This is a genomic window from Terrirubrum flagellatum, from assembly GCF_022059845.1.
GTDB lineage: Bacteria > Pseudomonadota > Alphaproteobacteria > Rhizobiales > Beijerinckiaceae > Terrirubrum > Terrirubrum flagellatum.
Genome location: NZ_CP091853.1, coordinates 165,009 through 187,015 on the forward strand (window position 1 = coordinate 165,009; position 22,007 = coordinate 187,015).

17 protein-coding genes and 1 pseudogene are annotated in these 22,007 nt (G+C 62.8%); 4 read left to right on the plus strand and 14 right to left on the minus strand.

The features are described 5' to 3' along the window. Positions 1-28 precede the first annotated feature (28 nt). Complete coding sequence (locus L8F45_RS29280) at positions 29-1,960, plus strand: hybrid sensor histidine kinase/response regulator (RefSeq protein ID WP_342363998.1); 1,932 nt, start codon at positions 29-31, stop codon at positions 1,958-1,960. A gap of 13 nt (positions 1,961-1,973) precedes the next feature. Here L8F45_RS29280 and L8F45_RS29285 read toward each other — a convergent pair whose 3' ends face one another. Further along, positions 1,974-2,702, minus strand: coding sequence for a response regulator (locus L8F45_RS29285; protein WP_342363999.1), 729 nt, complete (start codon positions 2,700-2,702; stop codon positions 1,974-1,976). A 161-nt stretch (positions 2,703-2,863) separates the two neighbouring features. Here L8F45_RS29285 and L8F45_RS29290 point away from each other — a divergent pair, with 161 nt between their 5' ends. After that, complete coding sequence (locus L8F45_RS29290; protein WP_342364000.1) at positions 2,864-3,625, plus strand: helix-turn-helix domain-containing protein; 762 nt, start codon at positions 2,864-2,866, stop codon at positions 3,623-3,625. A gap of 831 nt (positions 3,626-4,456) precedes the next feature. Here the strand turns inward: L8F45_RS29290 and L8F45_RS29295 are convergent. The 8 genes from L8F45_RS29295 to L8F45_RS29330 form a co-directional block, all read right to left on the minus strand. Beyond that, the gene (locus L8F45_RS29295) at positions 4,457-4,903 is read right to left on the minus strand and encodes a hypothetical protein (RefSeq protein WP_342364001.1); all 447 of its coding nucleotides are present in this window, start codon (positions 4,901-4,903) and stop codon (positions 4,457-4,459) included. A gap of 573 nt (positions 4,904-5,476) precedes the next feature. After that, entirely contained in the window at positions 5,477-5,959 is a 483-nt protein-coding gene (locus L8F45_RS29300; protein WP_342364002.1) for a DUF4189 domain-containing protein, read from the minus strand. Between the two features lie 29 nt (positions 5,960-5,988). After that, the gene (locus L8F45_RS29305; protein ID WP_342364003.1) at positions 5,989-6,660 is read right to left on the minus strand and encodes a hypothetical protein; all 672 of its coding nucleotides are present in this window, start codon (positions 6,658-6,660) and stop codon (positions 5,989-5,991) included. Positions 6,661-6,699: 39 nt separating this feature from the next. After that, positions 6,700-7,305 (minus strand): invasion associated locus B family protein, encoded by a 606-nt coding sequence (locus tag L8F45_RS29310; protein WP_342364004.1) that lies wholly within the window; start codon positions 7,303-7,305, stop codon positions 6,700-6,702. A gap of 15 nt (positions 7,306-7,320) precedes the next feature. After that, complete coding sequence (locus L8F45_RS29315) at positions 7,321-11,604, minus strand: beta strand repeat-containing protein (protein WP_342364005.1); 4,284 nt, start codon at positions 11,602-11,604, stop codon at positions 7,321-7,323. Positions 11,605-12,002: 398 nt separating this feature from the next. Beyond that, positions 12,003-12,671, minus strand: coding sequence for a helix-turn-helix transcriptional regulator (locus L8F45_RS29320; protein ID WP_342364006.1), 669 nt, complete (start codon positions 12,669-12,671; stop codon positions 12,003-12,005). 317 nt (positions 12,672-12,988) lie between these two features. Beyond that, positions 12,989-13,903: an AraC family transcriptional regulator gene (locus L8F45_RS29325; protein ID WP_342364007.1), complete on the minus strand. Its 915-nt coding sequence runs from the start codon at positions 13,901-13,903 to the stop codon at positions 12,989-12,991. 365 nt (positions 13,904-14,268) lie between these two features. Continuing rightward, positions 14,269-14,430, minus strand: a complete 162-nt coding sequence (locus L8F45_RS29330; protein ID WP_342364008.1) for a hypothetical protein — start codon at positions 14,428-14,430, stop codon at positions 14,269-14,271. A gap of 142 nt (positions 14,431-14,572) precedes the next feature. On the opposite strand from L8F45_RS29330, the pseudogene L8F45_RS29335 reads away from it, so the two are divergent. Beyond that, positions 14,573-14,716, plus strand: a pseudogene (locus L8F45_RS29335) (D-amino-acid oxidase); the annotation flags it as partial. 102 nt (positions 14,717-14,818) lie between these two features. Here L8F45_RS29335 and L8F45_RS29340 read toward each other — a convergent pair. Genes L8F45_RS29340 through L8F45_RS29360 form a run of 5 tightly spaced genes read right to left on the minus strand, consistent with a single transcriptional unit; the run spans position 14,819 to position 19,354 of the window. Further along, positions 14,819-15,808, minus strand: a complete 990-nt coding sequence (locus tag L8F45_RS29340; protein WP_342364009.1) for a branched-chain amino acid ABC transporter permease — start codon at positions 15,806-15,808, stop codon at positions 14,819-14,821. Positions 15,809-15,815: 7 nt separating this feature from the next. Continuing rightward, complete coding sequence (locus L8F45_RS29345) at positions 15,816-16,688, minus strand: branched-chain amino acid ABC transporter permease (RefSeq protein WP_342364010.1); 873 nt, start codon at positions 16,686-16,688, stop codon at positions 15,816-15,818. 5 nt (positions 16,689-16,693) lie between these two features. Beyond that, positions 16,694-17,398: an ABC transporter ATP-binding protein gene (locus L8F45_RS29350; RefSeq protein WP_342364011.1), complete on the minus strand. Its 705-nt coding sequence runs from the start codon at positions 17,396-17,398 to the stop codon at positions 16,694-16,696. Further along, positions 17,391-18,137: an ABC transporter ATP-binding protein gene (locus L8F45_RS29355; RefSeq protein ID WP_342364012.1), complete on the minus strand. Its 747-nt coding sequence runs from the start codon at positions 18,135-18,137 to the stop codon at positions 17,391-17,393. The genes L8F45_RS29350 and L8F45_RS29355 overlap by 8 nt, the downstream gene beginning before the upstream one ends. Continuing rightward, positions 18,134-19,354 (minus strand): ABC transporter substrate-binding protein, encoded by a 1,221-nt coding sequence (locus tag L8F45_RS29360; protein ID WP_342364013.1) that lies wholly within the window; start codon positions 19,352-19,354, stop codon positions 18,134-18,136. The genes L8F45_RS29355 and L8F45_RS29360 overlap by 4 nt, the downstream gene beginning before the upstream one ends. A gap of 150 nt (positions 19,355-19,504) precedes the next feature. Here L8F45_RS29360 and L8F45_RS29365 point away from each other — a divergent pair, with 150 nt between their 5' ends. Further along, positions 19,505-21,766: an SIS domain-containing protein gene (locus L8F45_RS29365; protein ID WP_342364014.1), complete on the plus strand. Its 2,262-nt coding sequence runs from the start codon at positions 19,505-19,507 to the stop codon at positions 21,764-21,766. Positions 21,767-22,007 lie beyond the last annotated feature (241 nt).

Genomic DNA, 22,007 nt, shown 5'->3' on the forward strand with positions numbered 1-22,007 from the left:
CGCGCGAAACCGGTCCGGCCTGACGCAGATGTCCCGTTCTCCCGATGGCGGCGAAACAGCTCTCCGAACGGGCGGCGTCGCGACCTTTGAATTCGAATTCGGCGGAGGCTCGGCGGTGTGGAGCGGTGACGCTTCCGCGCTGTTCGACGGCGCGGAGCCTCCGTATGACGTCGGCGCCTTGCTTGCGCTTCTCGGCGCGGAAGAGCGTGAGGCGCTGGCGAAGACGCTTGGCGGCGTCGCCAGGGGGGAGCGGAGTTTCGGTTTCATCCATTGCGCGCCTCGGCCGGGTCACGCGGCGCGGTGGACGCTTTTTCGTGGCAAGGCGATCGAAGGCGCGGACGGTCATGTCGCGCGACTCGTAGGAGCCGCAATCGACGTCACAGAGCAGAGGAAGGAGCTTGCCCAGGCTCGCAGCCATCTCGAAGACCGCTCGCGTCGTTTGGAAACCATGGTCGATTCGGCGGTGAGCGCCATACTGACAATCGACAACGCCGGCCGCATCCAGGCGGCGAACAAGGCCACGATCAGTCTCTTTGGCTACAGTCTGGAGGAGATGATCGGCCGCAACGTGCGCATGTTGATGCCGGAGCGCTATGCGGTCGATCACGATCAGTACATCAAGAATTATGTCGACACCGGGCGCAAAAAGATCATCGGCATAGGTCGTGAAGTGACTGGCCAGCGCAAGGACGCGTCGACCTTCGCCATGCATCTTGCGGTCAGCGAATTCGAAGACAATGGGCGGCGTTATTTCACCGGCATCATCACCGATCTGACCGCGCGCGACGCAGCGGAGAAAGCAATCCGCGATTCGCAGCTCCGTCTCGCCGAGGCGCAGAAGATGGACGCGATCGGTCAACTTACGGGCGGCGTCGCGCATGACTTCAACAATCTCCTCACAGTCATCTCAGGTAATCTCGAGCTGCTCGACATGCGACTCGATGATGAGAGGGCGCGCGACCTGGTGCGACGCGCTGATGAGGCGGCGCGCATGGGCGCGAGACTGACGGAGCGGCTGCTCACATTCAGCCGCCGGCGCAAGCTCCAACCCTCAGTTCTTGATCTGAACGAGGTCGCGCTTGGCATGCTAGAACTGCTTCGCCGTTCGCTGGGCGAGACAGTTCGCGTCGATGCCAATCTGGCGCCGGATCTCTGGAATGTGAAAGTCGACCCAAGCGAGATTGAGAACGCGATCCTCAATCTCTGCATCAATGGTCGCGACGCCATGCCGGACGGCGGACGCATCCTGATAGAGACGAACAATGTCAGGCTCGACGACGTCGACATTGCTGATTTCGGCGGACTGCCGGTCGGAGATTACGTCAAGCTCGCAGTGTCCGACACGGGCTCAGGCATGTCGCCCGAGGTGGTCGCCCGCGCCTTCGAACCGTTCTTCACCACAAAGGAAACAGGTCGCGGCACTGGCCTCGGGCTCAGCACCATTTACGGATTCGTCAAGCAGTCCGGCGGCGACGCCCGCATCTACAGCGAGGTCGGCAAAGGCACGACCGCGAATCTCTACCTTCCGCGCGCGACGGGCGAGATCGAGGCGCGAGCGCCGTCCGCGAATATCGCGGAGAGCACGCCGCCGGAAGCGGAGCGCATCCTTGTCGTCGAGGACAATCCGCAGGTGCGCGAGCTGACGATCAGGCGGCTCGAGATTCTCGGCTATGAGACGCTCGTCGCCGAAAATGGGCCGGACGCCATCTCTCTACTGGAGGCAGCGAAAGTCGATCTGGTGTTCTCGGACGTGGTGATGCCCGCTGGCATGTCCGGTTTCGACGTTGCAGGGTGGGTACACAAGAACCGCCCCGAAATTCGCGTCCTTTTGACGTCGGGCTTTGCGCCCGAGATCGCGTCGGCCGGCGCGGAGACGGCGTTCGCGGGCGCGTTGCTGCGAAAACCTTACACGCAGACCGACCTGGCGCGAGCAGTGCGGAAGGCGCTTCGCGAGCGCTGAGACTTTAAGATTGCTAGAGGGAGCTGACCTGCGCCGCAAAGGCGTAACCAACGCCACGCACCGTCTTGATGAAGCGCGGCTCTTCGACATTTGCTTCGATTTTCTTGCGCACCCGCCCCACGAGCGTGTCGATCGAACGGTCCAGCGGCGACCAGTCATGCCCCTTCAAAATGTCCATCATGCTGTCGCGGGACAGTACTCGTCCCGGACGTTCAAGGAACATGATCAGCATGTTGAACTCGGCGGTCGTCAAGGGGATGACTTGGCCAGCCGGATTCTTGAGTTCGCGGCGAGACGGAACCAAAATGAAACCATCAAATCCGAAACCACGCTCCGCAACGACGGCTTCAGCCGGATTCAGCGGCGGTCCGCTCTGGGGTGAGCGGCGCAAGACGGCGCGGACTCGCGCCAGCACCTCACGCAGATGAAAGGGTTTGGCGATGTAGTCGTCCGCGCCTACCTCCAGTCCGACCACGCGATCCACCGGATCGTCTTTTCCGGTGATCATAATGATCGGGATGGTCCGCGTCGCGCGCACTTCGCGAGCAAGCGACAAGCCATCCTCGCCGCCGAGCTTCAAATCCAGGGTGATGAGCGCAACCGGCCCCTGATCGATAATTCTCCGCATCGTCACGCCGTCGGCGGCTTCAAGCACTTCGTAGCCTTCAAGCTCAAAACACCGCTGTAGCAGCGTCCGCACTTCGGGGTCGTCATCGACTACGAGAATTCGCACGGGCGTCATGGCGTTCGAAATGGAACCCTCGGGCGAGGCCCGTCAAATCGGGCCTCGATCGCTTCTGTCACACTCTATTACAATTGATTACCAAGGCGGCAAGCCGCTGACGCCGGCGCCTGTTCCCTTTGGCGCATCGCCAACCGCCTCGAACGTCAGCGGAGAGTCAAATGCTCACGTATGTCGCCGCAAGCCAGCCCCGCTTCGCCCCGCCGGCCGCTATCCGGATGGCTCCCCCTCTCGACGGAGCCCGCGAGCGTGGGCCCGATCCGCAACGTCAGCCGAAATGCCGCTCGGGTGCTACGATCGCGACCTATCAGGCCGATCAGGAAGTGATCGGCGAAGGCGAACTCGCGAAGAATTACTATCAGGTCATTGATGGCCTCTTCCGTTCCGTCAAATTCACTCGCGACGGTCGGCGTCAAGTCCTCGCCTTCTATGGCCCCGGCGACATGTTCGGCCTCGCTCCCGGCGCGACCCACGAAATTACCGTCGAAGCCGTCAAGGTCGGCAAGCTCGCCATCTACGGCCGCGGCGGCGTTGGCGCAGCGGGCTTGTCCGATGCGCGCCTGGCGATGGCCCTCTTCAAAGGCGCCGCCGAAGCTCTTGCACGAACCACAGATCACATGACGATGATCGGACGCTCCTCAGCTGTGGAGCGGTTCGCCTGGTTCCTCGTCGACGCCGCTGAGCGATTCGGCGAACATCGCAACGGTGTGATCCAGTGTCTGTTGGCGATGAGCCGTCGCGATATAGCGGACTATCTCGGCCTCACCATTGAAACGATCAGTCGAGTATTGGCGAACCTCAAACAAGCGGGAATCGTGGCGCTCAGGACCGCGCGCGAAATCGAAATCCGCAAGCCCGATCTTCTCAGACGATTGGCGGCGGCCGATCGCGATGACGGCGTCGTAGCGTCGCTGCTTGCCTGATCCGCAATGGCTTTGACTTGACGGCGATCAACGCCGATCGCTCGACGGCAGCTCAGAATTGTTCATCGCAGATGGAAACTTCGAGCACTCAGCCGATGAACCGGCTTATCGGGCTCCCGAATTGAGGTTCGCCACAATGAGCTCGCCGGCCGTCGCCCCCTCCGCCGGAGCGCCCTCCAAAAAGCCGAAGCCGGCGCGATCCAGGCGCCAATCGACGGCGCGTTGGGTCGTGATCGCCAGCTTTGTCGACGCCAATGGACTGTCGATGTCTCTCCAAGAGCTCGCTTTGCGCGGGTACGAAGCGAACCGCCTTTGCCTTGTCGCGGAGGAGAAGACAGTCAACGCCCTGCACGATCTCGACCCTTCCAGCCCGATCAATCCGCTTGTGAGACGCGTCTCGTCGGTGAGTCTGGAAGACGGCTTTGCGGCGTGCGCGACGTCGGGCCGATTCGATTCGTCCCGGAGAAAAAATTGGCCGGGCGTGCAATTGCTCTATGGTCTGGGAGAGCGCGTCGAGTCGGGATCGATTCTGTTGCTGGTTCAGGTATCTGACGCGGCGGATATTGTTGGCGTCACGCGCACGCTTCTTAATCGCAGCTCGCACCACGTTCAGACTCGCGAAATCGGAGCGTGAACCGCCAATATCTCAGCGGCACCTCAAAATGAGCTGGGCTCAGAAGAATATCGCAGAGAAAGCGTTCCCGCGCGATGCGGCCAAGCGCGGCGAACTCGCATCACTGTTCGAATTGATGTAGGGCAAATCATGATAGCGTTGCACGCGAAGAGATGATCTCTCCGATCGAGATGCAGCGCGCTGAAGGCGTCGACAAATCAACGATCCTGTCGTTTGGCAGATTTGCGACGAGTTCCGTCGTTGTGTCGTGGACCGAACTCGACGCGTCCGAGCCATTCTCTCTTTGCATTCCGGAGCTCGCGCAAAGCGCTCGCGTTCGGGCAGAACTTCCGCGAATTCGCGACGAAAGTCCCCTTCGCAAGCTCCTTCATGCAACGCTTTGACTGCTCGCACATCGCGCAGTTGCGATGAATTTCAACTTTCCAACCCGAGCTCATCCGATCAAAGTCCGATGATACGAGAGAAAATGCGTCAAATGCAAATTGAAGCTGATCTTGCTGACCCGGGGGACGCTGCACGGCTGCAAGGAGTTCGTGACAATTGAGACCAATGTCGGACGCGAGCCGCGAAACATCCTCGCGCGACATATGCTTGAGTTCGGCACCTTTTGCGCCCCAGTCGCGAATGCTTTCTATGATCCGCATTTCCGATCTCGGCGTCATTGAATGCAGCTCACTTTGATGTCGTTGCGATGGAACGCCTTGACGTGGATCAATAAGTCCTCGCCTAGGCGCTCAATCGCGGCAATGAAAGAATAGTCGATATTCATAAGGTCCAGGCCGGAGACGTTTCGCAATAATCTCGAATTTCATCTCGCCCGGCACTTTACTCGTATCTCGATTCGGCAGCGCCCCAGTCGGCTCCGAAGCGATCGAACTGAAACCGAATTCGCCCAGTATCGGAACGAGCCTCCTAAAGTGCGCCTTTGGATCTGGCATGCCGGCCACTGCAATGTCGGCTTTCGAGAACAATATTATGCTAACTACCGGTTGCTTGGATCAGGTGCGGCGGTTTTGGGCCTACGAGCGGCCGGGAAGGGTCCATAACCGGCCGTTCGAGACGTTTCTCCAGAGCGGACGCTTGCGCTACCGAAAATCCGATCCGTTACTGACGCTGGCAAAGATACCACTAAAAATAGGCATCGGCCGCGTGTCACCGCTCCCTTTTGCGGCCATCGCTTTCGCCTTGAGAGCAGGAGCTTTGCAAGCTTGTGGGGGCTACGTGCAGACCCATTCGCGGATCTTGCATTCCTTCGCGTCGCCTCCGCAGTAACTTAACGCTTTCTCCTCCGCCTCCCGACGAGTTTTGGCCGAGGCAGCGCCCCAGAACGGCGCCTTGCGGGCGCTCGCCCGGCCGACCGACAGGACCGCGCAATGCTCGTAAGGAAAACCGCTGCGGTCATCGTCGTCCCAATGGCGATGATTTCGGAACAGGGTCACGATGCGGCACGACTGACCGCCGGCTTTTTCGCAATACTTAAGCGCATTGTCGCGTGCTTCGTCAGGCTTGTCGGCGCCCCAGAAGAAGCCATGCTCGCCTTTCTCGACAGAATAGGCGACGGCGCCCCAAATGCCTTTAAGGTCAACGCTTTTTGCAGGGACAGGAGATTGCCGCGCACGAGGCGACAGCAGATCAGCCGCTCCGGCTGAAAAAGCGAGGCATTGCCAGGCTGCGAGAAGGACAATGAAGCGTCGTCGCATATGATTGCTCTCCGAGATCCTCGCTTTGTTCAGCCAGTCGACGCCGCCCGCATCGCCGTCACCGCGACGCACGAACCGCCAAGCGGAACAAGCATCACCTGCGCTCCGTTGGGCAGGTTCACCACGTCAAGCTCGCCCAGCGCGCTCTTCTGGCCGTTGATCTTGAGGAGCCCGGCGGCCACCGCTTCGCAAGCGTCGGCCATGGGCGTTACTCGCACCAGCGTGCCCTCACAGGACTGGCCGATGGGCGCGGCGAAGACGACGCCGACCGCTCGCGCGCCCGGATTGCCTGCGCCGCCGCTCATCGCGACGAGCGACTGCACGGAATGAATGTTGCCGGCCTTGCCGTCCCACTGCGTCTGCGCCGTGTAGGTTGAATCGGCGGCGACACCGCGGCCGAGAGTGTCAAAGACATTGGCGCAGGTCGTGATGTTGCCCTGGCGCGCATGCGCCTTGAAGACGGTCGTCGGGCCGGCGTCGCTTGTGGCCGCCGTCTGCCTTGCCGGACTGTCGTTCGCCTTGCGCTCTGCGGCAGGCGCGGGCTTTGCGGGCGTCTGCTGCTTTGCGGGCGCCTGTTGCTGAGCGCCCTGCGATCGCGGAGGCGGAGGCTGCTGCGCGTACACGATGATGCCGGCCCCAAGCGCCGCCATGGCGATCATTCCTGTGGCGAGAGCGGTGACGATGGTTCGGCTCAATCGCATTGGTGTTGTTTCTCCACGAGTCGTCAGGCTCGATTAAGATCACGGATTGGATCGCGCAGCATTGCGAGCGCGTCGTTCCCCATTCGCAATCCGCTCCGGGGCCACGAGCAATCCATCGAGAGGCGCGCGGAACGCAACCACTCCGATGCGCGCATCTTGATAAGAGATCGCGCATTCCGTTCCCGCGCGGATGTGCTTTCTCAGCATGTCGCCGACTGCGATCACGGCGTAGCAGAAATTTGCATCGCATCGATCGATACGCGCTGCGATCCGATCCGGCGCCTGTCCCATCGCGATCTCGATCTGCTGGCCCATGCCGACGGTGGCCGGCACACGCATCATCATCAGCGGTTTTCCGTCGGCGGTCGCCATGAGCGACCAATTGAAGACCACCGCTCCCTGATCGTTCACGATCGATTGTGTGAGGTTGCAGACACGTCGCTTCGACTTGAAACTCTCATCGCAGATCAACGTCCAGTTCCTGAAGGGCTGGATCACCCGTCTGTACTCGCCCAGCGTCTCGCCTTCGGGCACGATAACGTCGGACGGCTTCACAGCGTAAACAACAGGTCGTCCCTGCTCCGCAGCGTGAGCCGTTCCGACCATCGTCATCACAAGCGCCACGAGGCGCGTCCCCAATCTCATGAAAATCGGCCGGCGTCAGTTCAGCGTGAAGCTCACGCCCCCGCCGACGCCCCAGTCTCTTCCGGTCGTGGAGGCCGAAGCGTTGAAGCGAACGCGGCCGTTCTCGCTGGTGTAGCCCGCGCCGAAGGCGAGCGCGCCCTGCCCGTGCCAGGCGCCGGCGCCGGCGGCGGCGCTCAGCTTGCCGGGACGATCATCGTAGCGAAGCGAGGCGGCGGCTATGCCGAGCGCGCCGGCGCGCCATGCATCCTGCCGCGCTTTGCTGATCTCGCCGCTGAGCGAATTGATTCTTCCGTTGAGAGAGCTCACCGCGCTGTTCAACTGATCGACATTGACCGCGTCCGTGCCTTTCACGCCCGGAGCCACGTTGCCGATAGTCACTGGCGCGTTGGAATCGCCTCCACGCAGCGTAATGCTGTTCAGGACTTTGCCGGAGGAATCGGTGTCATACTGCAATGAGCTGTTAGCGAGAGCCTGAAGCTGGCTCACATTCACTGCATCCGTCGCCGCTGAACCAGCGGCCACATTGGTGATGCGGCGCTCTGCGCCCGTCGAACCGATCGAGACCTCTCCTGTCGCGACGCCGGCCGCTGTCGCGCCCACAACCGGCGTGTAGGCTGCATCATTTAGATTGGCGGTCGTCGTCGAATTGGCGCCGAGGGCGAGCGAATTCGCCTGGGTCGCCTTGGCGCCTGGGCCGATGGCGACGGAGTTATTCGCAGTCGCCGTCGTGCCGTTCCCCATTGCGATTGAGTTCGCGCCGCTGGAGACGGCGGCGGGCCCGATGGCGATGCTGTCCGCGCCAATCGCTGAAGAGTCCGCCGCTGTCGAGGTGGTGTGGAAATATTTGACGCCGCCGCCGCTGCTGATGTTGCTCATGGCGCCGGCGAGGCTTTCGACCGCCAGATTGGTCGCGTAGAGCTGCGATCCGTTGATTGCATCGGTCGAGGTGGCGCCGATGCGCCCTGCCGCGACATTGGTGATGGTGCGCTCGTCGCCGACAGTGCCCACGCTCACCGTGCTGGTCGGATTTGTTCCGGCGAACGCATAGGTCACGCCATTGATCGTCGTGCTGGTGGTCGCCACCGCAGCCGCGGTCGTCGAGCCCGCGCCGAGCGCGACGCTGCCGGGTTCGTTGGCCTTAGCGCCGGGGCCAATAGCCGTCGCCTGGATGCCGTTCGCGGTCGAGTTCGTGCCGAGCGCGATTCCATCGGCGAGATTGACGGTTGCGTTCTGGCCGATGGCGATGCCGCCCGGCGCCGTCATCTGCACGATGGCGCCGTTGCCCATGCCGATGCCGTTGTCGCCATTGACGGTCGTGCGTGGTCCGATCGCCACGGAATCGACGCCGACCGCGGATGAGTCGGACGCTGTCGAATTGGCGTGGAAATACATCGTTCCCGAGACGGCGAAGGAGGAAAGCGCGCCCTTCAACTGGCGAAGAGTGACCGCGTCCTGATCCAGAGTGCCGTCAGCCACGTTTGTGATCTGGCGATAGGACGTGGAATTTCCTACCGAGATGGCGCCAAGAAGAGTCTTGTCCGTGGTGTTGTAGGGCACGATGCCCGTGCCGGCGATGACAGATCCCGATGTGGGCGCGATCGGACGATCCGAAATCGAACCCGAGCCGAGCGCGACTGTGCCGATGACGCTGGCAAAACTGTCGCGGCCGAGCGCGAGCGAGTTGTCGGCGACGGCTGTGGCCTGATAGCCGACCGCGGTGGAGCCGATCCCCTGAGCCGAAGAATCGGCGACAGCGAGAGTCCTGTCATTGGTGCGCACATACCGGATGCCATCGCCATTGGCGTCGGTGAAGATCGTCGTCGTGTCGCCGGCGATGTTGTTGACCGTATTGCCGAGATTGGTGATGTCGGTCGTATTCGTTGTGACTTGCTGATTGGTCGCAAAGAGCTGCGATCCGTTCACCGCGTCGGTCGAGCTGCCCGAGAGCTGCCCAGCCGCGACGTTCTGGATCTGGCGCTCGGCGCCCACCGAGCCCACCGAGAACGCGCCGCTCGGAACGGCGCCGGCGAAAGTGTAGTTCACGCCGCCGATCGTTGCGCCGCCGACGGCGGTGGTCGCGCCCGAAGTCGAATTCAATCCGATCGCCACGTCGCCTGCGTTGTTGGCCACTGCGTTCGGGCCGATCGCAACCGAATCCGTCCCCAACGCCTGCGAATCCGGCAGGGTTGAGTTGGCGCGGAAATATTTGATGCCGCCGCCGGTGCTGATGTTGTTGACGGTGGTCGCCAGGCTGTCGACCGCCTGGTTGGTCGCATAGAGCTGCGATCCGTTGACGGCGTCAGTCGAGCCGCCGCTGATCCGGCCCGCTGCGACATTGGTGATGGTGCGCTCCGCGCCCGCCGCGCCAACGCTCACGGTCGAGGTCGGCGTCGTGCCGGCGAAGCTGTAGGTCGTGCCGTTGATCACCGCGCTGGCCGTGCCGACCGCCGTCACAGTCACCGAGCCCGAGCCCAACGCAACGTCGCCGGAGCTTGCCGTCGCCGTCGCGCCATCGCCGATCGCGACATTGCCCGCGAAGCCGGCCGCGCCTGCGGTGGAGCCGTTGCCCAGCGCCACGGAGCCCTGTCCGATCGCCTTGTTGTTGTTGCCGATCGCGACCGCACCGGCGGCCTGGTTGGCGGCGGTGGCGCTCGCCGTTCCGTCGCTGTTGGCGATGTTGTTGGCGCCGCCGGTGAAGGCGCCTGTGCCGCTCGCGTAGCTCGGATCGCCGATGGCGACTGCGCCATCGCCGTAAGCGGTGTTGCCCGCGCCGATTGCGACAGCCTTGCCGCCGGTTGCGGTCGCCCCGGTGCCGATGGCGACGGCATCGGCGGCGTCCGCCGTGGACTGGAGACCTACCGCGATGGCGTTGGTTGCAGTCGCCTGGCTTTCGCGTCCCATCGCAATGGCGTCGGCCTGAGACGCCGTCACATCCGTGCCGATACCGATGGCGCTCTCTCCACTGGCGCTTGTCGCAAAACTGCTCGAGCCGAGATAGACGGAGTTGATCCCAGTCGCCCTCGTTCCAGGGCCGACAGAGACGGCATTCTGGGCGGTGGCTTGGGCGCCGCGGCCAAGAGCGGCGCTGTTGATTCCGCTGGCGGCTGCGCCCAGCCCCAGCGCGGCTGCGTTCGCGGCGGTCGCCGTGGCGTTGTTGCCGAGCGCCGTGGTGGAGACAGCCGTGGCTTGGGCTCCCGAACCCGCCGCAACCGAGCCGACTCCGCTCGACACGGCCGAATTGCCCAGAGCCAGCGCGAAGTTGCCCGAAGCGCTGGCGACGTTGCCAAGCGCTGCCGAGTTGGTCCCGCTGGCATTGGCTTGGGGGCCGACCGCGACAGTATTGTCGGCGGTTGCCATGGCATGGAAGCCGATCGATGTCGTTGTATTAGCGGCAACGCCGATGCCGGCATTGGTGCCGATCGCAATATTATCGTTGCCCGTCACCAGATTGCCCGCCGAAGCCGAAAGCGTGCCGTCGTAAGTGACAGTGCCGTCGCCGGTTCCCAGAGCGAGGTTGCGTGCGCCCGTGACGCCCGAGCCGGCGCCCCTCATGACGCTGGGAATGCCGCTGCCGATGGCGGTGTTCTGTGCGCCGCTCACAAACGTACCGGCTGCGACGCCCATCGCAACCGAACTGGAATTGCCAACGGTCGAACCGGCGCCGGCGCCCTGCCCGACCGCAACCGTGCTGCTGCCGATCGCGAGAGCCTGCGCGCCGAGCGCGAGCGAACTGTTTCCCGTGGCCCGGGCGCCGTTTCCGACGGCGGTGGCAGCACTATCCGTCGCTTGGCTGAGGCTGCCGATCGCGATAGTATTGGCGGAGGTCGCCTGGCTCGATACGCCAACGGCCGTAGCGGCGGCGCCAGCAGTGGCCGTGGAGCCGATAGCCGTCCCGTTCGCCCCGTTGGCAGTGGAGTTGACACCAAAGGCCGATGCTCCATCCGTGAGTGCGCGAGCGTTCCCGCCTATGGCGAGAGCGTTGACGCCGGTCGCGTTCGCGAAGACACCTATGCCTATGGCGTTGAGGCCGTTGACGCCCATCGTATAGCCGATGGCGATCGAAGCGTTGCCTGTTGCACTGTTAGAGGTGCCCAACGCCACGCTGTTCTGGCCATTTGCCTGGACACCGTTGCCGATGGCGACGGAGTTGGCGCCTGACGCCGTGCCGCCGCCAGCCTGATATTGCGCCTGCGCCGGCGCGGAGAGACCGAGCGCGATGATCGCAGCCAGGCCGCCGCCAACGCCCAACGTCCCGAGGCCCATGTCCGTGCGGCGCATGCCGAGCACGCGATGGGCCATGCGCAGCGCCGCCATCAGCCGGCGGCGAAGCGAGCGATTGCCGCGGCCTGAAATCCAATTGCCGACAAATCCGCGACGGGATTCTCCTTGTACGCGACCCTCAAAGCTTGAAGTCATTGTACGTTGCCTCGCTGTCGCCCAGGCGCTCTGAGGCCGCATCAAATGCTTGCCAGATTGCCGCAGCGGGAATGATTCCCAAGCCGAGCATGGCCACGTTCCCGACGGAAGTATTTTGGAAAGTTCCGGTAATCTTGTAGGAAATACCGATCTTCGCCGCGGACGGCGGATATCATCGCTCCGTCATAGAAGCTGCGAGCTGGATGCAGGGCGAGCGCATACATAGGTTACTGAAAAGTTCACAGACGTCGCGACAATATGAAATGCGCGCCGACAAGACGTCACCGTTGCAGCCTCACCTGTTTGGGAGTCCTGTTCCGGTATTTCGACATGACGGCCGTCAAGTGGCTCTGATCTGAAAATCCGCAGAGATGAGCGACTTCCGCGATCGAGAGATCTCTGTTGACGAGCAGCTCCTCTGCGAGAGCAAGCCGGCGTTCAATGAGATATTGATGCGGCGGTCGCCCGAAGGTCGTTGAAAACGCCAGAATGAAATGACGCGGCGAAAGGCCGGCCATCGCCGCCAGCTCTGCCACCAACAGTTTCCGCGTGAAGTTCGCGTCAAGGAAGTCCTTTACTCTCGCAGCAACGCGACCGGAGAGACCGCCTTTCATGCTGGGAAGCGGCTTGCGCATGTCCGCATAGTTCCGGAGAAGATGAATCCCGAATACGGTAATCAGCGAATCGACGTAGAGTTCATTGCCTGCTCCTTCCGCCAGCTCCGCCTTGAGCAGTTCGGCGATTCGCAGTGCGCTGACATCGATCGTTCCAAAGGGCGGCGGCCGAAACGTTACCTGTCCTACATCGAATTCGCTGGCGGCCAGCTCAAGCATGTGCTCAGGTCTGAAGGCGACGATCACGCTTTCCCGGGTGCAGGACCATTGCGCGCGACCATCGACGCTCGCCGGGTGAACTACTAGCGCGCCGACCGGCGCGTCGTACTCTCGCATCCTGTCGCTTCCGAGCGACGCGCGATTCTTCGGAGCAGGCTCGAGCATTACTGCCGCGAAATGACTTTGCGCCGTTAGCGCCTGCGCTCCCGGCTTGCGGACGGAATGGACAGCGCCGCCGCCAGGCGTCGCCTTTCTTGGGCCAGCGCTTGCAGGAATGACATCGAGGATGTGGGAATCGGCTTTCCGCGAGTCCGGACTGTCGGACTCTTCCGGGGAGTCAACGTTCTTCTTCATTGCCCGCCGCCCGCGCAGCCGCGCAGCCGCGCAGGATATATTCAGGGGCACGCCGCCACTGCCGCTGAAGCTCGTGACGATCACCTCGCAAATCGCAGCTCAGTCGGCGTTTTTCCCCTGTGCTTCTTCATGACGGCGGCCAAATGGCTCTGGTCCGAGAATCCTGCCAGACAGGCGACGTCGATGATCGCGATCTCGCCATCGGCGAGCAGCTTTTCCGCGAAGTCCAGGCGCAAACTGATCAGATACCGATGCGGCGGCATGCCAAACGTCCTGGCGAACCTTACGATGAAATGATTCGGCGAAACTCCCGCGACCGACGCGAGTTCGGCGACCAGTATCTTTCGCGTAAAATTTTCATCGAGGTATTCCCGCACGCGTCGAGTGCTGTCAGGGGAGAGTCCGCCCTTGGGCGACTCGGGCCGTCTCTTGCGGCTTGTGTAGGTGCGAAGCAGGTGAACGCCAAACAGCGTGAGCAATGAATCCAGATAGAGCTCGTTCGGAGCTGTTTCCCCGGTCAGCTCAGACGTGACCAACCGGGCGATATTGAGCGCCCGGAGATCGACTGTGCCGAACGCAGGCGGCTCGAACTCCACATCGGCGAGATCAAATTCGTGAGCGGCCAGTTCCGATAGCGCTTCGGGAGATATGGAGATGACGGCGTTTTCCCTGGTCGCGGTCCAAGCGAGACTGCTGTCCACGCCAGAGGGATTAACGACGATGCATCCGACCGGCGCATCGAATTCTTCGATTCTGTCGCTGCCGAGCGAAGCTCTCAATTTGCGAGCGGGCGCCAGCACAATTCCCGCAGAATGCTCCTTGGCCAGGAACTTCTGCGATCCGGGACCACGGATGGAGTGTATCAAGCTCCCCCGCGTGATAGCCTTTCTCGGGCCTGCGCTTTCAGGAATGATGTCGACGACGTATCGAGCTGCGCGATCCTTCTCGACGGCGCGGGAACCGCCTCGCCTCCCGACCTCGTCCGCATTTTCCATTCCGCTTGCCCCAGCCGTCGCGTTGGCAGCGATTGAAACCCCACGCCCGCAAGCAGGCAGGAATTTCCCAGCGCTGCTTGAAATCCCCCTTCAAGCGTTACGTTGCCCCGGACGCAACGTAACGGGCCTGCCACGGAAGGGAAAGAGCATTTGTATTCGTGTGTGAAGAAATAATTCTGTTCAGATAAAATCGTATGCAAGGGAAAACGCAGCCGATAAGGAAGATTGTTGGAATTCCCGCTGCAGACGGCGCGGCTCTTCGTTGGCGCGTCACGGTCATCGACTCATGAGGATCGTATCACGATCGAACGTTCATTCCCTGCCTGTTATTGTTCGTTCGCAGAGAGGAAGGGAGTAGCCGCAGTCTACTTGTTGGCCTGATCGGAGCCGTCGCGGCCTTGTTCATACATTTCCCAAGAGAGCTCCATCAGCGAAAGAAGAACATCCTTCTCACTCCAGCCTGCCGCGACGGCAGATTGAACGATCGCATGAACAAGAGGGCGCAGCTGGCGCTCGCACTCGGCCATCACGTCGGGCGCGTCGGGCGGCGGGCTGCTAAGGCCGGAAGTTCCCAATTAGAGCCCTTATTTGCGTGAAGGCCCTGTGAAGCATGCCCAATTTCGATGCAGGTTTCCAGCAAATTATCCCGAATTAGGAACTCGGGACGTTTTGGCGTTGCGCGTGCTTCCCGCCGCCGCGCATCTTCACATCGTGCGCATCTGGGCCGGCATGAACATCAATATCGACGGCGCGCCGATTCTTGGCGAGATGCCCGGCGTTCCCGGCTTCTTCAATTGCGTCACGTCGAACGGCTAGACGCTCGCGCCGATCGTCGCGCCCTTCACGCTTGATCGTTTCTGACCGGCCTGTGACCGGTCAATGCATCAACGCGGCTGCGGCCGCCCCGCGATTTCGTCAAGCGGCCGTGCTTTTCCGCGGCCGCCGCAATAGCTCGCCGAGCGACGCGAGGCCGCGTGGCGCGAACATCACGCACATCACGATCATCGCGCCATAGACAAGCAGGCGATACTGATCGAGAAACCGTAGCGACTCGCCGAGGCTCGTCAGCAGCAGCGCGCCGATCAACGGGCCGGTGAACGAGCCAAGTCCGCCGACAAGGGTCATCGCGATGACCATGATCATCACGTCGGCTCCGATCGCGGCCGACGGCGTGAGAATGCCGACATAGTGCGCATAGAATCCGCCGGCGGCGCCGACCACGAAGGCGCTGTATCCAAAGACGAAAAGTTTGATGCGAGTCAGATTCACGCCGAGGCTCTCGGCTGCGTCTTCGCCATCGCGAATGGCGAAGATCGCGAGACCGACCTTCGATCGGAGAATGACGGCGGTCGCGACCAGCGCAAGCGCAAGCAAGCCCGCGGCGAGATAGTAGTAGCCGGTCTTGTTGGCGGCGTTGAACACGACCTTTCCGAGGCCCGGCAGATCGAATCCGCCAAATGTCGGGATGCCCCAAAGCCCGAGCTCGCCGCGCGTGACGCCTTTGAGATTGGAGCAGGCGATGCGGACGATCTCCGCGAACGCCAGCGTGACGATCGCCACATGCGGCATCGACTTGATGCGCAGAACCGGCAGTCCGACGAAAATCCCGAACGCCGCCGCCACCCCGGCGCCGAGCCAGATGCTGAGCCACGGACTTATTCCGCCATGCATCGAGATCAGCGCGGAGCCGTAGGCTCCAAGCCCGAAAAAGGCGTGATGGCCAAAAGTCTTCAGGCCGAGATAGCCGGTGACGAGATTGTAGGCGACGGCGAAGACCGAGAAGATCATCACCAGGATCATCACATGCAGGACATAGCCGCCGGCGCCCGCAAGCGGCAGGGCAAGCAGCGCGATCGCTGCGGCAAGCGCGGAGAAAATCGCGGCGGAGGAGAGAGGCTGGAACACGTTCGCCCTATTGCGGCTTGCCGAAAAGGCCCCATGGGCGCAGCCAGACCACGAGGATCATCACGGCGAATCCGATCGCGTCGCGCCACTCGGCCGAAGTGAGTTGCACGCCGATCGCCTCGACAATCCCGAGCAGGAAGCCGCCCACGATGGCGCCGGGAAAACTGCCAAGGCCGCCAAGGATAACAACCACGAAGCCTTTGAAGAGCACCGGCAGCCCCATCCATGGGCTGACGGAATAGATCGGCGCCAGCATCGCCGCCGCGATGGCGCCAAGCGCCGCCGACAAGCCAAAGGTGATCATATGCACGCGGCCGACGGGAATGCCGCACACGGACGCCGCGTCGGCGTCCTGCGCCGCGGCTCGCAACGCCCAGCCGAAGCGGGTCTTCTTGAGGATGAACGCCATCGCGAGCAGCGTGATCACAGCGACCGCGAGCATCAGCGCGCGCTGCAGCGGCAGGCGCACGTCGCCGAGACGCAGCACGCCATCGACATAGTAAGGAACCGCCTTGTAATCCTCGCCGAATGTGACCAGCGCGAGATTCTGGAACGCGATGGAGAGGCCAAGAGTCGCTGCGATGCAGGCGAAGGCCCAGCCTTCGCGCGGCAGGAGATAGTGGATCGTGAGCCGTTGCACGATCACGCCGAGCGCAAAGAGCAGCAACGCGACAAGCGGAATCGCTGCAACAGGCGGAACCGCATGGGCGACCACGAGATAGAACACGCCATAGCCGCCGAGCATGTAGAATTCGCCATGCGCCATATTGAGCACGCGCGTCACGCCATAGACGAGCGCGATGCCGCCGCCGATAAGCGCGTACATGGAGCCGGCGATGAGGCCATTGATGATCTGCTCGATATAGAGGGAAACCGGCATGACGCTTACTCGCCGAGATAGACGCGGCGGACCACGTCGCTTCGGAGCATCTCGTCTCCCGTCCCTGTCAGCATCATGCGGCCGCCTTCGAGCAGATAACCGCGATGCGCCAGCCTGAACGACAATGCGACGTTCTGCTCGTTGAAGATCACCGCGATGCCTTCGCTGTTGATGCGGCGAATGATGTTATTGACCTGATGCACCACTTTCGGCGCGAGCCCGAGATAGGGCTCGTCCATGAGCAACAGGCGCGGCCTTGCCATCAGGCTGCGGGCGATCGCCACCATCTGCTGCTCGCCGCCGGACAGGCGGCCCGCTGACTGGCCGCTCCGTTCGCGCAGGATGGGAAAGAGGCTCTCGACCCAGGCGAAGGTCTCGGCGGCTCTCTCTCTCGCCGAAGGGTGATAAGCCCCGAGCAGCACATTTTCCCGAACCGACATGGTGGGAAACAGCCGCCGGCGCTCCATTACCATCGATACGCCCGCGCCGACCATGTCATGCACGGAGAGCCGCGTGAGATCGGCGCCATCGAGGGTGATGCCGCCGCGGCGCGGGCGGCAAAGCCCAATAACTGCTTTGAGAATCGTGCTCTTGCCGGACCCGTTCGGGCCGAGCACCGCGACGATCTCGCCGGCGCCGACATCGAGCGAGACGTCCCAGAGCACCTGATAATCGCCATAGGCGACGTCGAGCCCGCGCACTTCAAGCATGGGCCGCTTCGCCGAGATAGAGATCGATCACGTCAGGGTGACGCGCGATCTCGGCAGGCGTCCCCTCGGCGATCTTGACGCCGCGATTCATGAAAATCGCGCGATCGGCGACCTCGCTGATCACGCGCATATTGTGCTCGATCAGGATGATCGTCAGGCCTTCGTCGCGCAGTTGCTTCACCAGCGCGATCATGCCGGGAATGCTCTTCTGATCGACGCCGCCAGTGACTTCGTCCATCAACAGCAGTTTCGGTCGCGTCGCCGCGGCGCGCGCCATTTCAAGCCGCTTGCGTTGTCCCGTGCTGAGACCTTTCGCCAACTGGTCGGCTTTTTCCGCGAGCCCGACCATGTCGACATAACGACGCGCATCGTAGCGCGCCGCATCAAGCACGCGGTGATGCTGCATGGCGCCGACCATCACATTCTCGACGACGCTGAGCTCATGAAAGGGCTGGGTGATCTGGAATGTGCGCGCGAGCCCGAGGCGGCAACGCGCGTCCGGACGCATTCCCGAGAGATCGATCCCCTCAAAGACGATGCGCCCGCTTGTCGGCTGTTGCGCGCCGGCGATGAGATGGAACGTCGTCGTCTTGCCGGCGCCGTTCGGACCAAGCAAAGCGACGATCTCACCGCGCGCGACCGTGAAGTTCAGATCATTGACGGCCACGAGGCCGCCGAAGCGAACTGACAGATTCGCGACTTCGAGAAGCGGCGCCCCGGCGCTCGCAGGCGGCGTCACGGACGCGCCTGGAATTCCGCGGTCGCCGCGCTCTTCGGCCACACCACCTGGCTCTCGCCCTTCTGGATCTGGGCGAACGGCACGGGCAGATGGTCAGCGCCGATTTTCGGCGTATGGATCGCCGTGTCGTAAGCCCACCTGCCATACACGCATTTGAAGTCGGTCCTGGCGAAAGCGTCAGACAATTTCTTCGGATCGACCGAGGCGGCCTTGCCGAGATTGTCGAGCATCATCGCCATCTGGCAATAGCCCAGCGCATGATCGCCCGTGCCGACCGCGCCCGTCTTCGCCTTCACCTTCTCGGCGAAGGTCTTGTGACTCGCATTGTGATCGGGATCGAAAATGACAGGCGTCCAGAGCAGTCCGTTCGCAGCTGCGCCCGCGGCCTGCATGAATTCGGGCCGCACCGGATAATACACCGCAAGATGCAGCGAATTCAGTCCCTGCTCATTCATCTGCTTGACGAGCGCCGCGCCGGAATTCGGCGATGTGAAGATGCTGACGAGCACGTCTGGCTCGTTCGCGCGCAACTTTGAGAGCTGGGGATAGAAGTCGGCCGTTCCGTTCGCCACCGCATCATTGGAGATGACCTTCCACCCATCTTTCTCGAACAGGGGCGCGGTGAATTCGACGTTCGACTTCCCGTAATCGGTGTCCTCGACGATGAAGGCGATCGTCTTCTTCGGCGCCTTCGCCTTGCCCGCGGCGACCAGATCGCGCGTCGATTCAAAGATCGCCTGCGCATAGGCGTCGCTGTTGAACGACATCTTCCAGAAGTTGGCGTATTTCTCCGGCTCGGCCTTGATCTTCTGGGCGATCGCGATCGAGACCGGCTGACCGCTCGCCATGAACTTCCCGAAGCTTGGCGCAAGCTCCATGGTCGCGAGCGTGACCGAACTCGCCATGGAATCGGCGATGAGAATATCGACGCCGTCGCGCGTGAGCAGCTTCTGCGCCGCGCTCATCCCCATTTCCGGGCGCGAGGCGCTGTCCTCGAACATCAGCGTGATCTGCTGCTTCTTGCCGTCGACCGTCACGCCGCCTGCGGCGTTCGTCTCCTCGACAGCCATCTCGAAGCCTTTGCGCATGGCGACGCCGGAATTCGCCTGCGGACCCGATAGCGGCCCGACCACGCCGATCTTCACCTGGGCTTCAGCCGCGCCCGCCGCCAGGACCACGGCGGCGAGCATCGCCGCTTTCTTTGACCAAGTCCGCATTGTCTGCCCCGCCCGTCCTAGCGGACCCCGCCCGCTGATCTCAGAGAGAAGATTTGAACAGCTTGCGCTCGATGTCAAATTCCTTTCATAATTGCAGCCTGATGCGAAAATGTAAGCAATCCTACATCGGGTTGCCCAAAAAGAGGGCGCATGTCGGTTCGCGACAAGCTTGGATCGCCTGACCTCCATCTCACGCCGGCGGAGAGGAAGGTCGTCCGGGAGCTGCTGCTGAGCTACCCCACCGCCGGCCTTGGCCCAGCATCCCGGCTGGCGGCGCGCGCCGGCGTCAGCGATCCCACAATCACGCGCCTGGTGGTGAAACTCGGCTACGCCAACTTCGCCGAGTTCCAGAGCGACCTCCTGAGCGAAATCGAGGAGCGCGGCCAGTCGCCGCTGGCGATGCTGGACGACAGGCGTTCGGCTCTGGCGCAGGGCGAGCCCGTCGGCACATTTCTTGGCTCCATCGGCGCCGGCGTCGAAGCGCTGAAACGGGAGACGCTCGCCAGCGATCTCGATCGCGCGGCGGCGCTGCTTTCTGATCCGAGGCGCCGGATCATCTGCGCCGGCGGGCGTTTCAGCGGCCATCTCGCTGCGATGCTGCGCGCCCATCTCGTCCAGCTGCATCCCGACGCGCGTCTCGCCGGCGAAGCGTTGACGGAGCTCGCCGACATCGCAGCCGACACGCAGCCCAACGACGTGATCGTCCTGTTCGACTATCGCCGATATCAGCGCAGCACGATCGAGTTCGCACGCCAGACAGCCGAACAAGGCGCGCAGATCATCCTGTTCACCGATCGCTGGCGATCGCCGATCGCCGACATCGCCGACATCATCTTCACCGCGCGCGTCGAAGCGGCGTCGCCGTTCGACACGCTCGTTCCAGCGCTTGCGCAGCTCGAGCTGCTGGTGGCGCTGATTACTCAGCGCATGGCCGACCAGGCGCGACCGCGCCTCGATCGCATTGATCGATTCCGCCAGCGCAACCGCATCACGATCGAATCCGACGAGATCGACGCTGCGCCGGAACCCCGCGAATTTGGCGCGTCGCGCCTCAATCGACACATCACGGAGACAATGATGACCGACCCTGCCGCGCCGCCGCGCCGGACGGCTCTGACGACGCTCGTCACCACCGATCTCTGCGGATTGACGCGCGGCCGTTCAGTTCCTGCGCACCGGCTCGACGCGCTGAAGCATGGCGTTGGCTGGGTGCCGGCCAATCTGTCGCTGACGCCGTTCGATGTCATCGCCGATCCCAATCCATGGGGCTCTCGCGGCGATCTCAGGCTCATGCCTGATCTTAACGCGCGGTTTCGCGTCGCCGGCTGGCGGGCCGCCACGCCGTTCGACATCGTCGCGAGCGACATCGTCGAACTCGACGGAACGCCCTGGGTCGGCTGCGTCAGGACATTCGCGCGACAGGCGCTTGATGATCTCAGGAGCGAGACGGGCCTGACCCTCGTCTCGGCGTTCGAGCAGGAATACAGCGTGGTCGGCGCGGATTGGCTTGCCGCGCCGGCGTTTTCACTGCAGGCGTTGCGCCGCGCCGACCCCTATGGCCCCGAACTCGTCGCGGCGCTTGAAGAAGCGGGTGTCGAACCCGACGTGTTCATTCCCGAATATGGCGCGAACCAGTTCGAAATCAGCATCGGCCACGCGGCCGGGATCATCGCTGCCGATCGCGCCATCGCGACGCGCGAGATCGTGCGGGAATTGACGCGGCTGTTCGGCTGGCGCGCCAGCTTCGCGCCCAAGCTCGCGCCTGACGTCGTCGGCAATGGCGTGCATGCGCATATGAGTCTCGTCGATCGCGACGGAAAGCCCGCAATGTATGATCCAGCCAGGCCCGGCCGGTTGTCGACGATTGGCGGCTCCTTCCTCGCGGGCGTCATGCGCCACATGCCGGCGCTGATTGCGCTCTCAGCCGGATCAGTCGCATCCTATCTCAGACTGCAGCCGCACAACTGGAGTTCGGCCTACACCTGGCTTGGCGAACGCGATCGCGAAGCGACCTTGCGAATCTGTCCGACGGTGGAGATCGGCGGCGCCGATCCGGCGCGGCAGTTTCACGTCGAGTTCCGCGGCGCCGATGCGACGGCAAGTCCTCATTTGGTACTCGGCGCGCTCGTGCGCGCCGGCCTTGCAGGCTTGCGTGAGAAACTCCCGCCGCCGCCGATCGTCGATGTCGATCCCGCGACATTGTCCGAAGCCGAGAGCGAGAGGCTGGGCGTGCGCCGCCTGCCGGGATCGTTGACCGCCGCGCTCACTGCGCTCGAATCAGATCGCGTTGCGGCGGGCTGGTTCCCGCCCCTGTTGCTGGAAAGCTATCTCGGGATGAAGCGCGCCGAAATCGCGATGCTGGCGGGACTCGATGACGCTGCTGTCTGCGCGCGATACGCAGCGATCTATTGAAGGAGTCGCTTCCGATCGAAGCGCTTCCTTCCATTCAGAGCCACTGGTTCGACTGATCTCGTATCTCTCCGCGTAACATCGGGCGGCAAGATCATTCTTCAGCCATCAATTCATAACCGACAAGCCTAGCATCAGTTCGCTCCGCGGAGTCGCCTCCAACGCAGCGTCGAGATAGGCGCCGGCGAGCGATAGGCGCCGTTTGTTGCCGTCCTCCCCTCCTCTCCCCTCCCCTTCAGGCGAA

What these genes read in the sequence shown, in the direction of transcription:
- L8F45_RS29280 (WP_342363998.1), top strand. Translation starts at nt 29, where the DNA reads ATGTCCCGTTCTCCCGATGGCGGCGAAACAGCTCTCCGAACGGGCGGC.
- L8F45_RS29285 (WP_342363999.1), bottom strand. Translation starts at nt 2,702, where the DNA reads ATGACGCCCGTGCGAATTCTCGTAGTCGATGACGACCCCGAAGTGCGG.
- L8F45_RS29290 (WP_342364000.1), top strand. Translation starts at nt 2,864, where the DNA reads ATGCTCACGTATGTCGCCGCAAGCCAGCCCCGCTTCGCCCCGCCGGCC.
- L8F45_RS29295 (WP_342364001.1), bottom strand. Translation starts at nt 4,903, where the DNA reads ATGCGGATCATAGAAAGCATTCGCGACTGGGGCGCAAAAGGTGCCGAA.
- L8F45_RS29300 (WP_342364002.1), bottom strand. Translation starts at nt 5,959, where the DNA reads ATGCGACGACGCTTCATTGTCCTTCTCGCAGCCTGGCAATGCCTCGCT.
- L8F45_RS29305 (WP_342364003.1), bottom strand. Translation starts at nt 6,660, where the DNA reads ATGCGATTGAGCCGAACCATCGTCACCGCTCTCGCCACAGGAATGATC.
- L8F45_RS29310 (WP_342364004.1), bottom strand. Translation starts at nt 7,305, where the DNA reads ATGAGATTGGGGACGCGCCTCGTGGCGCTTGTGATGACGATGGTCGGA.
- L8F45_RS29315 (WP_342364005.1), bottom strand. Translation starts at nt 11,604, where the DNA reads ATGGCCCATCGCGTGCTCGGCATGCGCCGCACGGACATGGGCCTCGGG.
- L8F45_RS29320 (WP_342364006.1), bottom strand. Translation starts at nt 12,671, where the DNA reads ATGCGAGAGTACGACGCGCCGGTCGGCGCGCTAGTAGTTCACCCGGCG.
- L8F45_RS29325 (WP_342364007.1), bottom strand. Translation starts at nt 13,903, where the DNA reads ATGGAAAATGCGGACGAGGTCGGGAGGCGAGGCGGTTCCCGCGCCGTC.
- L8F45_RS29330 (WP_342364008.1), bottom strand. Translation starts at nt 14,430, where the DNA reads ATGGCCGAGTGCGAGCGCCAGCTGCGCCCTCTTGTTCATGCGATCGTT.
- L8F45_RS29345 (WP_342364010.1), bottom strand. Translation starts at nt 16,688, where the DNA reads ATGCCGGTTTCCCTCTATATCGAGCAGATCATCAATGGCCTCATCGCC.
- L8F45_RS29350 (WP_342364011.1), bottom strand. Translation starts at nt 17,398, where the DNA reads ATGCTTGAAGTGCGCGGGCTCGACGTCGCCTATGGCGATTATCAGGTG.
- L8F45_RS29360 (WP_342364013.1), bottom strand. Translation starts at nt 19,354, where the DNA reads ATGCGGACTTGGTCAAAGAAAGCGGCGATGCTCGCCGCCGTGGTCCTG.
- L8F45_RS29365 (WP_342364014.1), top strand. Translation starts at nt 19,505, where the DNA reads ATGTCGGTTCGCGACAAGCTTGGATCGCCTGACCTCCATCTCACGCCG.